At 71.7% G+C, this 12,085-nt stretch carries 10 protein-coding genes; 3 read left to right on the top strand and 7 right to left on the bottom strand.

Annotated features, from left to right (window positions below; all coding sequences use genetic code 11):
* Window positions 1-2: 2 nt before the first annotated feature.
* Complete coding sequence (locus tag Nocox_RS22240; RefSeq protein ID WP_020545871.1) at window positions 3-578, bottom strand: DoxX family protein; 576 nt, start codon at window positions 576-578, stop codon at window positions 3-5.
* A 186-nt stretch (window positions 579-764) separates the two neighbouring features.
* Between Nocox_RS22240 and Nocox_RS22235 the strand changes: the two genes are divergently transcribed.
* A complete protein-coding gene (locus Nocox_RS22235; RefSeq protein WP_246649492.1) occupies window positions 765-3,623 on the top strand; it encodes an ATP-binding protein in 2,859 nt (952 codons plus the stop codon).
* Window positions 3,624-3,955: 332 nt separating this feature from the next.
* On the opposite strand, the gene Nocox_RS22230 is transcribed toward Nocox_RS22235, so the two are convergent.
* The 5 genes from Nocox_RS22230 to Nocox_RS22210 form a co-directional block, all read right to left on the bottom strand.
* Window positions 3,956-4,438, bottom strand: a complete 483-nt coding sequence (locus Nocox_RS22230; RefSeq protein ID WP_020545873.1) for a VOC family protein — start codon at window positions 4,436-4,438, stop codon at window positions 3,956-3,958.
* An 18-nt stretch (window positions 4,439-4,456) separates the two neighbouring features.
* A complete protein-coding gene (locus Nocox_RS22225) occupies window positions 4,457-6,046 on the bottom strand; it encodes an FAD-dependent monooxygenase (protein ID WP_246649491.1) in 1,590 nt (529 codons plus the stop codon).
* Window positions 6,047-6,105: 59 nt separating this feature from the next.
* Window positions 6,106-6,918 carry an SDR family NAD(P)-dependent oxidoreductase gene (locus tag Nocox_RS22220; protein ID WP_020545876.1) on the bottom strand — a complete coding sequence of 271 codons (813 nt, stop codon included), beginning with the start codon at window positions 6,916-6,918 and terminating at the stop codon, window positions 6,106-6,108.
* Between the two features lie 17 nt (window positions 6,919-6,935).
* Window positions 6,936-8,165, bottom strand: coding sequence for a serine hydrolase domain-containing protein (locus tag Nocox_RS22215; RefSeq protein WP_219495491.1), 1,230 nt, complete (start codon window positions 8,163-8,165; stop codon window positions 6,936-6,938).
* A 297-nt stretch (window positions 8,166-8,462) separates the two neighbouring features.
* The gene (locus Nocox_RS22210) at window positions 8,463-9,005 is read right to left on the bottom strand and encodes an NAD(P)-binding protein (RefSeq protein WP_026214875.1); all 543 of its coding nucleotides are present in this window, start codon (window positions 9,003-9,005) and stop codon (window positions 8,463-8,465) included.
* Between the two features lie 120 nt (window positions 9,006-9,125).
* On the opposite strand from Nocox_RS22210, the gene Nocox_RS22205 reads away from it, so the two are divergent.
* Both Nocox_RS22205 and Nocox_RS22200 read left to right on the top strand, forming a co-directional pair.
* A complete protein-coding gene (locus Nocox_RS22205) occupies window positions 9,126-10,025 on the top strand; it encodes a LysR family transcriptional regulator (protein WP_020545727.1) in 900 nt (299 codons plus the stop codon).
* A gap of 458 nt (window positions 10,026-10,483) precedes the next feature.
* Window positions 10,484-10,708, top strand: a complete 225-nt coding sequence (locus tag Nocox_RS22200) for a recombinase family protein (protein ID WP_020545725.1) — start codon at window positions 10,484-10,486, stop codon at window positions 10,706-10,708.
* Window positions 10,709-10,819: 111 nt separating this feature from the next.
* Here the strand turns inward: Nocox_RS22200 and Nocox_RS22195 are convergent, their stop codons facing one another.
* The gene (locus tag Nocox_RS22195) at window positions 10,820-12,052 is read right to left on the bottom strand and encodes an NAD(P)/FAD-dependent oxidoreductase (protein WP_026214874.1); all 1,233 of its coding nucleotides are present in this window, start codon (window positions 12,050-12,052) and stop codon (window positions 10,820-10,822) included.
* Window positions 12,053-12,085 lie beyond the last annotated feature (33 nt).

Genomic DNA, 12,085 nt, shown 5'->3' with positions numbered 1-12,085 from the left:
GATCAGAAGCGCGCGTCGGTCATCGTGTACCACGTCGGGGCGCAGGCCAGCAGGGCCAGTGCGCCGAGGACCGCGAACGACGCGAGTGCGCGTGAGGTGGTCAGGGTCGCGGGTGCGACGGGTCTCGTCTTCCACCGTCCGGCCGCGATGAACGCGGAGACGCCTCCCAGCAGGAGGTTCGCGGGCACCAGCTCGTACTCGCCGCGCACGATGTGAAAACCGGCCGCGAGGATCATCGTCAGCGTCAGGCCGGCGGCGGCGAGCGGCGTCAGCATCGGTCTGACCCTCGTCATCGCCGGCAGGATCAGGCCGACGCCGCCCAGCACCTCACAGATCCCGATGAAGACGATCAGGGGCTGCGACACCGCGGCGTACCAAGCCACAGCCTGGGGCGCTGCCGCGTACAGGACTTCGTCGTACAGCAGCACCTTGCCGAAGCCGCTGCCGACGAAGAAGAAGCCGGACAACGCTTGGAGCGACCAGAGCACGCCGTTGAGCGTGAACCTGATTCCGCGCTTCCTGGTCTGCAGCTTCATGTCCTTGACGCCGAGCGGGTCGTCGCTGACGTGCACGTTCATGTTCTGTCACTGCCTTTCTCAGAGGTCTGGTCGAGCTGGGGCGCGGGGCCGGGCACGGCCACGTGCACAGCCTTCCTCCCGGCCTGGCCCGGCCGCATCCGTGGCGGCCACGGAACGCGGCCACTGATCGACGGCACTGATCGACGGCACGGATGGGATAAGGCGGGAATGCGGCAGACTGGCGCGGTGGGGACAGCGGCGGAGATCTCACCTCGGGAAGCCGAGGTGCTGGAACTGGTCGGAGCCCATCTCAGCAACGCCGAGATCGCGGCCCGCCTGCTCATCTCGGTACGTACCGTGGAGAGTCATGTCTCCTCGCTGCTGCGCAAGCTGGAGGTGCCGGACCGGCGTGCACTGGCTCGGCGTGCCCCCGAGCCGGCCGGCGCGGGAACGTCTCGTCCCGCGCCGGTGCTGCCGGCCACGCTGACCTCGTTCGTCGGCCGGGTGAGCGAGCGGGCCGAGCTGGCCGGCAGGATCAGGGCACACCGGCAGGTGACCGCGACCGGCCCCGGCGGGGTGGGTAAGACCCGGCTCGCGCTGGCCGTCGCCGCGCAGGCGGCCGGCGAGTACGCCGATGGGGTGTGGTTCGTCGACCTGGTCCCGGTCACCGATCCCGACCTGGTCGCGACCGCCGTCGCCGGAGCGCTCGGCCTCGGCGAACGGCCCGGCCGCGACATGACCGCGTCCGTGGTCGCCGCGCTGGCCGACCGTCACGTCCTGCTGGTGCTGGACAACTGTGAGCACGTGGTGGACGGGGTGGCGCTGTTCCTTGAGCGGCTGCTGACGGCCTGCCCCGCCGTGACGGTGCTGGCGACCAGCCGGGCGCGGCTGATGGTGCCGTTCGAGCGGGTGTACCCGGTCCCGCCGCTGTCGCTGGCCGCCGACGGCGACTCGGACGCGGTCGCGCTGTTCATGGAGCGGGCGGCGGCGGCCGGCCGGCCGCTCGATTCTCCGCTGCGCGAGCAGGTCGCTGCGATCTGTGAGCGGCTGGACGGTATGGCGCTGGCGATCGAGCTGGCCGCCGCCCGGTATCCCATGCTCGGGCTGGACGGCATCACCGCCGCTCTGTCCCACCCGCTGCGGATGCTCACCGGCGGCTCCCGCGCCGACGAGCGGCACCGGTCGGTGCGGGCGGCGCTGGACTGGAGCCATGCCCTGCTGGAACCGGCCGACCGGGCGCTGCTGCGCCGGGTGTCGGTCTTCGCGGCGCCGTTCACCGCCGCCGCGGCGGCGGAGGTGACCGGGACGGAGGAAAATCTGGTCGTCGACCTCCTGGCCCGGCTCGCCGAACAGAGCCTGCTGGTGGTGACGACCACCCCACGCGGTACGGAGTACCGGGCGCTGGAGACCATCCGCCAGTACGGGACCGAACGGCTCGCCGAGGCCGGTGAGCTGGCCGAGGCCCGGTCCAGGCACCTCCGCTGGTGCCTGGCCAAGGCCGCCGCCCTGGCATCGCCGCAACCGGACTGGCGCGCCCGGTTCGACCTGGTGGCCGACGACCTCCGCGCGGCCCTGGCGTGGGCGGCCGGCCGGCCGGAGCTGCGCAAGGACGCCTACGAGCTGGCCCGGCACCTGGCGGAGCTGACCTTCACCCGTCATCTGGTCGGGGAGTCGCAGCGGCACTACGAGCAGGCGGCCGAACTCGCGATCGACCCCGCCGACAGCGCGCCGATGCTCCGGCAGGCCGCGGCGGTCGCCGGCTGCCGGACGGTCGGTGATGACATGTACCGCCTTCATCGCGCGGCAGCGGAGGCCGCCCGCGGGTCCGGCGACACCGCCGGCGCCGCCGCCGACCTGGCGACCGCCGCCACCGCCGCGTTCCGGTTCTCGCCCAGGTTCGTGCGCCACCCTTCAGGGGAGGAGGCGCTCGCGCTCATCATGGAGGCGCGGAGACTGGCGGGCGACGATCCGGCGGCGCGGGCCGCGGTCGCCCTGGCCGAGGCCGCGGTGCTCGCCGACGCGTTCGGCGCCGTGCAGGGGCCGCCCGGCAATGCCGTGCCGGAGACGATGGCCTACGCCGGGCGGGCGGTCGAGCTGGCCCGCCGGACCGGCGACCCGCTCGCCGAGTCGGCCGCACTCGACGCGCTCGCCTCCGCTCAGAGCTGGGCCGGCGAGACGTTCGCCGCCGCGGCCACCGCCAGGCGCCGGATCACGCTCCTGTCGCCGGTGCCCGACTCGCCGACCGGCACCCTGGAGCTGATCGACGCGCTCGGCATGGTCACCGAGGCCGAACTCGGCGTGGGGGACCTGCCGGGCGCCCGCCGCTGGGCCCGCCGGCTCGCCGAGCATCCGTCGCTGGCGGAGGTCGGTCACCGCGCTCCGCTGATGGTCGACGCGCTGGCGGGCGACGCCGGTGAGGTGCTCACCGGCAGCATCCGGCTCCTCAGCGCGTGGCGGGGGGCGGGCAGCCCCGCCCGGTCGGGGCTCGGCCCTGCGGTGGCCGGGGTGGCGATGATCCACGGCCTTCGCGGCGACGATGAGGCCCGGCGCGAGTGGCAGCAGGTCCTGAACCAGCTCGGCGCCCCGCCGGAGTATTTCCACGGCTACGGTGCGGTCTTCGACGCGATGCTCCTCCTGCACCGCGGGCAGGCGCGGGAGGCCCTGCGGCGGATGGGCCCCGAGCCGGGGCAGGTGTGGAAATGGGTGACCTGGATCTGGCACCACTGGTATGTCGCGTTGCGCGCCGAGGCCGCCGTGCTCGACGGGAGCCCCGGCGCTCGCGACCGAGTGGCCGAGGCCGGGGCCGTCGTGGTCGGCAACCCGGTCTGCGCCGCCATCGTGGAGCGAGCCGAAGCCCTGCTGAACGGCGACCAGGAGGCGCTGCTCGCCACCGCGAAGGCGTTCGACGCCGCCGGCTGCCGCTACCAGTCCGCACGGACCATGGTGCTCGCCGGCGGGGAGCATGCCGAGCGCGGCGCGGAGGCGCTCGCCGGCCTCGGCCTCGCCCCGATGGCTCCGGCACCGACGATCGTTCTTCCGCATGACAACGGCCACCCCGGACGCGGAACCGGCCGGCGCGCCGATCAGGTCCGAGAGCCGCCGTAGCGGCGGAGCTGCTGCCGGCCGTGCGCGAGCTGGGCATCGGCTTCGTGCCCTGTTCGCCCAGCCGCCGGCGCGGACCACAACGAGCAGGAGAGGCAGATGATCGAACGCTGACACTCCCCGCCATCCACCGTAGGGAGCCGGCCGGTGCTGCGGGAGAAGTGCCGCACCGCACCACACATGCGCGGACGGACCTGGCAGGCATGGAGTTTGCTGCAGGACATCACCGTCGGCTTCTGGCTGGCACAGCCCTCTTCTCCTGCGCGACGTGCGGGCGTGTGCCCGGTCCAGGCCGACGAGTACCCGGCCTGGACCCCTTCATGTACTGCCTGGACCTACTGGTGCCGTTGATCAGCCTGGGCCACGACACCACCTGGGACCCCCTGGTACTGATCGTGGCCGGGCGGGTCTTCATGACCACCGTGGCGCGTCACCGCCAGGGTGCGCAGGACGCAGAACTCGTTGCCCTCGGGGTCGGCCATGACCACCCAGCTTCGGTCTGGGCCTTGGCCCACGTCTCTCTTGGTGGCGCCGAGGCCCAGCAGCCTGGTCACCTCGTCGTCGGTGCTGCCGTCAATGGGGCTGATGTCGAGGTGGAGCCGGTTCTTCACGGTCTTGTCCTCGGGCACCTGAATGAACACCAGGGTGGGCGGCATCTGACGGGCCCGGACTTCCTCGATGGTCGGCTCCCAGGAGCCTATCTCGACCTTGCCCTCGTTCCGGTCGATCACCTTGAAGTCCAGGACCGCGCACCAGAAGGCCGCGAGTCTCTCCGGATCGTGGCAGTCGACGGCCAACTCGGTGAATCTACTGGTCATGTCTCAATTCCCTCTGTTTCACGGCGTTCCGAACCATGCGGAGAGTGCCTCGCGCAGCGGGGGCACGGCGCTGTCCGTGGATTCGTCGAGGCCGGCGGCCCAGGCGACGTGGCCGTCCGGGCGGATCAGCAGCGCGTCAGCCGGCCGATCGTCGGTCTTGGCGGTGTGGACGTCGAGGAGATGCCGCCAGTCCCGGGCGATCTGGCGGAGCTCTGGGCGGCCGGCCAGGTCGAGGAGGACGGGCCGGGCGGTGTGCAGGAGGTCGGCGACGCTGGTGACGCCCTGGTCGGTGTGCAGGGTGAGGTCGGGGGCGAAGGTGCCGGTCAGCGGGTGGTGGTGGGAGCCGGGCATCGGGTAGCGGATGTCGGTTCCGGCGACGAGGGCTCCCATCCGGCGTAGCGGCTGCTCGTCGGTGAGCAGTTCGGTGAAGACGTCGCGGAGTGCTTCGGCGGCCGCGTCGTGCCCCCGCCGCAGTGCTACCTGTGCTCGGGTATGCAGCAGGGTACGGGCGCCGGCCAGGTGACGTTCGGTGTGGTAGGTGTCCAGCAGGCCGGCCGGGGCCGTGCCGTGGAGGTCGGCGGCCAGCTTCCAGGCCAGGTTGACCGCGTCCAGCATGCCGGCGTTGAGCGCCACTCCGGTGGCGGGGAACAGGTGTGCCGCGTCGCCGGCGAGCAGGATGCGACCGGCACGGTATCGCTCGGCCTGGTGGGCTTTGAAGGTGAACCGGGACAGCCGGGTCGATCCGGCCAGGGGCAGGTGTGCGCCGAGCACGCGGTGGACGCTGTCCTGCAATTCGGCCAGGGTCATGGGGACGTCGTCGTCGTATTCGGTGGTCTCGTCCTCGACGGTGTAGAGGGAGACGGACTGGGTGCCGGGTGAGGAGCCGACGCCGAGCAGGCCATGGTTCGTGCGGGTGAAACCGGCGCGGATCGTGCCGAAGCCGGGGATGTCGAGATCGCCGTTGCCCAGAACGGTGACCGTGTGGGGCAGGGTGACCTGGGCCAGGCGGTTGACCTCGGGATAGGTGGTGCCGGGGAACGGAATGCCGGCCCAGCCACGGATGTGGCTGCGCGCGCCGTCGCACCCCACGAGGTACCGCGTGCTCGTCCGGTAAGGGCCGTCCGGGCCGCGCACGTCCACGGTGACCGCGTCGTCGTCCTGGCTTACCGCGGTCACCTCGTGTCCTCGGCGGAGGTCGACGCCGAGTTCTCCTGCTCGTTCGCCGAGCAGCCGCTCGAGCAGTTGCTGCGGCAGCGGCAGGGCGTGCATCGGGGGATCCGGCAGCTGGGTGAAATCCAGGTGTACGCCGCCGAACGGGAACCGGGGAGCCGGCGCAGGGCCGGTGCAGGCCGCTTCGAAACGTTCCAGCAAGCCCCGGTAGCGCAGCAGCTCCAGGATCTGCCCGCCCAGGCCCCCGGCTTTGGGGGTGTCGCGGGGGCGGGGCTGTCGTTCCAGCACCAGCGGCCGCACTCCGGCCAGGCACAGCTCGGCGGCCAGCATCAAACCCGTCGGACCGGCCCCCACGACGATCACGTCGGCGTCCCCCGCCGGCCGCTCTTCTCGCAGGTCTTCTTCCGCGGGCCGGGCGGCATCGTGGTGCTTCATCATCTATGACCTTTCGATCGTGTCGTTCGTCGCGTCGGAACGCGCGAATCGGGACGGAGTTGTCAGCCGGGTGCCAGGCGGCTGAGGTGTTCCCAGGCGCGGTACTCTTCGGCCCTGGCCTGGTTCATCTGCTGAACCAGATCGAAGGACCGGCTGCCGACGATCAGCCGCAGGGGCGGGTCGGGCAGGTCCACGAGCCGCATGACGACCGGCGCGGCCGTGCTCGGGTCGGGACCCGCTTCGTCGCCCCACATCTCGGTCAGCTTCGCCCGCAGCGGGTCGTACGCCGGGTCGGGCGTGGTGGCCGTCGTGCCGATCGTGAACAGACCAGTGTCGTAGCCGCCCGGCTGGACGATGGTGACCTTGACGCCGAAGGGTTCGACCTCCATGGCCAGCGCCTGGCCGAGGGAGTCGATGGCCGACTTGCCGGCCGCGTACAGGCCGGCCGAGGCCATCCCGCCGCCCGTGCCCATCGTCGTCACCAGGAGGATGTGGCCCGAGCCCTGGGCGCGCAGGTGGGGCAGCACGGCCTGGGTGACCCAGATCGGCCCGAGGACGTTGACGTCGAAGTGGGCTCGGATCTGGGTCTCCGTGGCCTCTTCGACCATGCCGTACAACATCGCGCCGGCGTTGTTGACCACGATGTCGAGCCTGCCGAACGCGGCCACCGCCCGATCCACACCCTCGTGCACCGCGGCGCGGTTGGAGACGTCGAGCGGAACGCACGCCAGGGTGTCGGGATGGCGGGCCCGCAGGCCCTCCAGCGGCGCCATGTCGCGGGCCGCGGCCACGACGCGATCTCCCCTGCTCAGCGCAGCCTCCGCGAACGCCCTGCCCAGCCCTCTGGACGCGCCCGTGATGAACCAGACACGCATGACACTCACTCCTTGCATCAGTCTTCGATGGCCTGGTAGACGGTGGTCCAGAAGTCGCTCATCAGGTGGGCCGGGTCCGGCACGGTGTAGCCGAGCTGGCAGAGCAGGATGCCGGTGAGCTGGTTGGCCGGGTCGGCGTAGGCGGAGGTGCCGCTGCCGCCATCCCAGCCGAACTGGCCGACGGGCGCGTAGTCGCCGCGGTAGGTGCGCACCGCCATGCCCAGGCCCCAGCCGCCCTGCTGGCCCTGGCCGAAGGAGATGTGCACGGCGTTGCGGGCCAGCGCGGTGCGGGCGGCGTTCTGCTCCGGGGTGAGCCGGTTGGTGGTCATCAGCTCCACCGCCGGCCGCGACAGGATCCGCCGGCCCTCGTGAACCCCGCCGTTGAGCAGCATCCGGAAGTAGGCGTGATAGTCGTCGGCGGTGGAGACCAGGCCGCCACCGCCGCCCTGGAACGCCGGCGGCTTGCTCCACCGGCCGCCGGCGGGCTCGTCCCACACGAGGAACTCACCCGTGGCCGGGTCGGGGGCATACAGGGCAGGCAGCCGGTCGATCCGGTCGGCGGGCACGTGGAAGCCGGTGTCGGCCATGCCCAGAGGCTCGAAGATGCGCTCACGCAGGAACTCCCCGAAGCTCTGGCCGGTCACCCGGGACACCAGCACGCCGGCCAGGTCGCTGCTGATCTGGTACTGCCACTGCTCGCCGGGCTGGTGCATCAGCGGCAGCTCGCCCAGGCGGCGCATCCACTCGTCCTGCTCGGGCACCTCGGCCGGCAGGTTCGGCGTCAGCCCCCGCTCGAAGACGGCGTTCAGGATCGGGGTGCCCAGCGCGGTCATGTCCATACCCAGGCCGAACGTGGAGGTCAGCACGTCCCGCACGGTGATCGGGCGGCGGGCCGGCACCGTGTCGTCCAGCCCGGCGTCGATGCTCCTGAGCACCTGCCGGCCCGACAGCTCCGGCAGCCACGGGTCGACCACGTCGTCCAGCCGCAGCCGGCACTCATCCAGCAGCACCATCGCCGCCGCGATCGACACCGGCTTGGACGTGGACGCCATCCGGAAGATCGTGTCCCGGCGCATCGGCGCGCCACCGTCATGCCGCATCGTGCCCAGCGCCTCCACGTGCGTCTGGCCGCCCCGGCTGACCAGGGCCACCAGCCCGGGGATCTTCCCCGAATCGACATGCCGGGCCAGCACCTCACGCAGCCTGCGCAGCCCCTGCTCAGAGAAGCCGTTTCCGCCGATTGCCATGATCCTTGTCTCCTTGTCGTCATGATTGGTCCGCCGGTTCCGTTCCGATCCGGCGTTCGTGCATTCACCCTCGCGAATGGGCCCGACATCGGGCCGTCGCCGCCCTGACGCCGCCGCTGACACGGCAGCGCCAGGTCAGCGGGCGGCCCAGCCGGGTGAAGGCCGCTCCGCGGCGAAGCCGGGAACATAGTCCTTGAGCCGCATCAGGCGCGGGCGGGCCGCCGTCGTGCGATCGAGCCCCTTCTGCGGAGGCGTGCCCAGGAAGAACTGGTCGGCGCCCCAGGATGTAGGCGCCGATCAACGCCTGGGAGGCGCCGCGACCCGAGGCCGGCGCCGCACAGTACCCGGCGTCCCCGAGCAGCACCACCCGGCCCGAGAACCAGCGGTGCTGCCCGGCGTCATCGCGGTCGTAGGCCAGCGGCCCGGAGGCGAAGTGCAGCGCAGCCCGGGCTCGGGCGCCGCCGCGAGTGCCGAGCGCCGCGGCCGGCCCCGGTCGAAGGTGACCCGCACGTCGCCGACCGTCTGCTCCAGTGTGGCGATCGAGTCGCCGAAGACATACTCGACCTCCCGGCGGGTGGCCTGGTACAGCAGGCCGGCCAGGTCGTCCCTGAGGATCTCCAGGTCGCCCGCACGGACCGCCACGGGCCGCGCGGCGTACTCGTCCGCCATCGCCGCATCACCCAGCCGCAGGTCCAGCGCCTCGCCGCGCAGGCCCGCCGCACACCCGCCCGCGCGCGCCCGCGGGGCGCGCTCCACCACGGTCGGGGTGAGCCCGTGGTGGCGCAGCCAGTACGCCAGTGCGGCCCCGGCGACGCCGGCACCGCAAACCAGGACGTCCATCCACGTGCTCCCTCGACCAGGCGAAATCGTACGCATCGAGGATCAAGTACGGTGAACACCCGAAACAACGACGAACACCGAAAGATCACCTTCAGTGGGAGTGAACGGAGCAGGTCAGGCGTGGAACTGCGGGACATCGAGATCTTCCTGACCCTGGCCGAGGAACTGCACTTCGGCCGCACCGCCACCCGGCTGTGCCTGTCACCCGCTCGGGTCACCCAGGCGATCCAGAAGCAGGAACGGCAGGTCGGTGCTCCGCTGTTCGAGCGCAACAACCGCACGGTCCGGCTGACACAGGTCGGGCGGCAGCTCCGGGACGACCTCCGGCCGCTGTATGCCGGGCTGAAGGACAGCATGGAACGCGCCCAGCTCGCCGGCCAGGGCATCACCGGCGTCCTGCGGGTCGGCATGCTCCCGCTCAACGCCCATGACCTTCGCCCCTACTGGGACGTCTTCCGCCTGCGCCACCCGCTGTGGAAGCTGCGCGTCCACAAAGCACAGGTGGGGGAAGCCTTTCCCGCGCTGCGGCGCGGAGACATCGACGTCCTGGTGAGCTGGCTCCCCGTCGACGAACCCGACCTCACCGTGGGGCCGGTCGTGTTCGCCGAGCAGCGCGTGCTGGCCGTCGCCACCGACCACCAGCTCGCCCAGCGCGCGTCGGTCTCGCTGGAGATGGCCTCCGACTACCAGCACCCGCACGCCGACACCGGGCCCGGCTACTGGTACGACGCCTACGCCCCGCGCCTTACCCGGCGAGGCCGTCAGATCGAGCGCGGTCCCGTGGTGCGGGACGCGGAAGAGGCCATGACCCTCGCCAGCATGGACGGGTTTGTCGTGTTCTTCCCCGCCCACGTCACCCGCTACTGGGTACGGCCGGACATCGCCTACCTGCCGGTCACCGATATGGAGCCGCTGTCGTACGCGCTGGTGTGGCGGAGCGAGGCTGAGAGCGAGCTCATCCGGGCCCTGGCCGGGGTCATCCGCGATCTGGGCCCCCTTCCGTCGGTCCCCGCCCCTTGAGGTGGCCTCGGCGCCACAGCGACCGCGATCGCCGTCGCCATCGGGATAATCACGGCAGCGGATAAATACGCCACCGTGACCATGATGACCAGACGGCTGACCAGGAAAAACACGCCACGGTGGGACAGCCACCCGAAGTCGAACCGCCTCCGCCGCGCAAACCCTGGACCAGGCGTACGTCGTCACGGCCTGCCGGCGGCGGCATGACCGGGCAGCCCGGTTCTGGTCGCCGCGAGCCTGCGCTCACCGTCCAGCAGGCGCATCTCCTCAGCGCGGATCTCGCCGTGGATCCTGACCTTCACTCATGGCATCTCCACCTAAGCTGAAACCTCACCTCTTGTGAGACCAGGCCAACTGAACAAGGTCACCGACGACCGTGAAGATCGCCGTTCGAGAACACCCGCTCAGCGTCAGCACACCTCGGCTAGGATCCGCCGCCAGTGGTCAACTTTCCCTCTGTGAGAGCCGGCTACGCCCGCTGCTCCGCCCGCACCCAGGAACTGCAGTCGCAACTGGACGCACTCGCCGAGCAGGGCATTCCGCGCGAGACGATCTTCTCCGAGAAGATCTTCTCTCGGGTCAAGGTGCGCCCGCAGTTCGAGGCGGCGCTCGCCCTGGCCCGGCAGATCAAGGCGCACGCCCCGCACTGCCGGGCGCCCGCACTCGGTTCCGCGCTCGCGTAACCTGCCGGGCGGCGAGGGCCATGTGGCACGTTTCGCTCGTATTCCGGCCTTACCCCTACCTGGTCGGCTTCCTCACGTACGCCTCCGGCACCGCCCCGCCTCTCTGCCCTGTCAGCTGAGAGGGCGGCCCGGACCGCCCAGCCCGTCCAGCGGCACCGTGGGATCGGCCAGCGTGCCCCGGTCCACGGGGGAGCCGGACAGGACGAGGGCCTTGAGCTGGTCGCCCTGGTCCCAGATGTTGACGTTCATCGCCGCGGCCACGGTGTCATCGTCGCGCAGCCAGAAGGCGAGGAACTCCCGACCAGCCACATCGCCGCGGATGACGACATCATGGGCAACGCCGGGCGGGACGTGGCCGAGGTACTCCATGCCCAGGTCGTACTGGTCGGTGAAGAAGTAGGGCGGCTCGTCGTAGGCGGCCTTTCGGCCGAGCATGGCGCGGGCGGCGACGGCGGGCTGGTTGAGCGCGTTGGCCCAGTGCTCGACGCGGACGTGCCGGCCCAGGCGGGGGTGGTAGGCGTTGGCGACGTCGCCGGCGGCGAAGATGTCGGGGTCGCTGGTGCGCAGGTCGGCGGTGGTCTTGACGCCGTTGTCGATCGTCAGGCCCGCGGCGGCGGCCAGTTCGGTGTCGGGGACGGCGCCGATGCCGGCCACCACGGCGTCCGCGTCGATGGGGGTGCCGTCGGCCAGGCGTACGCCGGCCCCGGTGATCTCGGCAAGGCGGGCGCCGAGCCGCAGGTCGACCCCGTGCTCGCGGTGCAGGTCCGCGAAGACGGCGCCGATCTCGGGGCCGAGGGCGCCGAGCAGCGGCTGCCGCTCCTGCTCGATCACGGTGACCTCGACCCCGGCCGCGCGGGCGGCGGCGGCGGTCTCCAGGCCGATCCAGCCCGCGCCGATGACGGCGATGCGGCCGGCGGCGGACAGGGTGGCGCGCAGCCGCTCGCAGTCGTCCACGGTACGCAGGTACAGCACGTTGTCGCGGTCGTGGCCGGGGACGGTCAGGCGGCGCGGGCCGGCGCCGGTGGCCAGCAGGAGCTTGTCGTAGCGGAGGCGTTCGCCGTCGGAGAGCGTCACGTGGTGCGTGGCCGGGTCGATGCCCGTGACCGACACTCCGGTGCGCAGGTCCACGGCGTGGTCGCGGTACCAGTCCGCGTCGTGCACGAAGATCTTCTGCCGTTCGTCGCTGCCCTGCAGGTAGCCCTTCGACAGCGGGGGCCGCTCATAGGGCAGGTGCGGCTCGCGTCCCGCGAGAATGATCGCGCCGTCGAAGCCTTCGGCGCGGAGGGCCTCGGCGGCCTTGGCCGCGGCGAGTCCGCCTCCGGCGATCACAAAAGTGGCGGGCATCGTCGATCTCCTGTCTGTTCGTCGGCAACGCGT

Origin of the sequence: Nonomuraea coxensis DSM 45129, assembly GCF_019397265.1 — a bacterium.
Taxonomy (GTDB): domain Bacteria; phylum Actinomycetota; class Actinomycetes; order Streptosporangiales; family Streptosporangiaceae; genus Nonomuraea; species Nonomuraea coxensis.
The sequence above is the reverse complement of the archived record's forward strand: the minus strand, read 5'-3'. Positions and strand labels throughout refer to the sequence as shown.

Coding starts and splice junctions, on each gene's coding strand:
- Nocox_RS22240 (WP_020545871.1), bottom strand. CDS start 578: ATGAACGTGCACGTCAGCGACGACCCGCTCGGCGTCAAGGACATGAAG.
- Nocox_RS22230 (WP_020545873.1), bottom strand. CDS start 4,438: ATGACCAGTAGATTCACCGAGTTGGCCGTCGACTGCCACGATCCGGAG.
- Nocox_RS22225 (WP_246649491.1), bottom strand. CDS start 6,046: ATGATGAAGCACCACGATGCCGCCCGGCCCGCGGAAGAAGACCTGCGA.
- Nocox_RS22220 (WP_020545876.1), bottom strand. CDS start 6,918: ATGCGTGTCTGGTTCATCACGGGCGCGTCCAGAGGGCTGGGCAGGGCG.
- Nocox_RS22215 (WP_219495491.1), bottom strand. CDS start 8,165: ATGGCAATCGGCGGAAACGGCTTCTCTGAGCAGGGGCTGCGCAGGCTG.
- Nocox_RS22210 (WP_026214875.1), bottom strand. CDS start 9,005: ATGGACGTCCTGGTTTGCGGTGCCGGCGTCGCCGGGGCCGCACTGGCG.
- Nocox_RS22195 (WP_026214874.1), bottom strand. CDS start 12,052: ATGCCCGCCACTTTTGTGATCGCCGGAGGCGGACTCGCCGCGGCCAAG.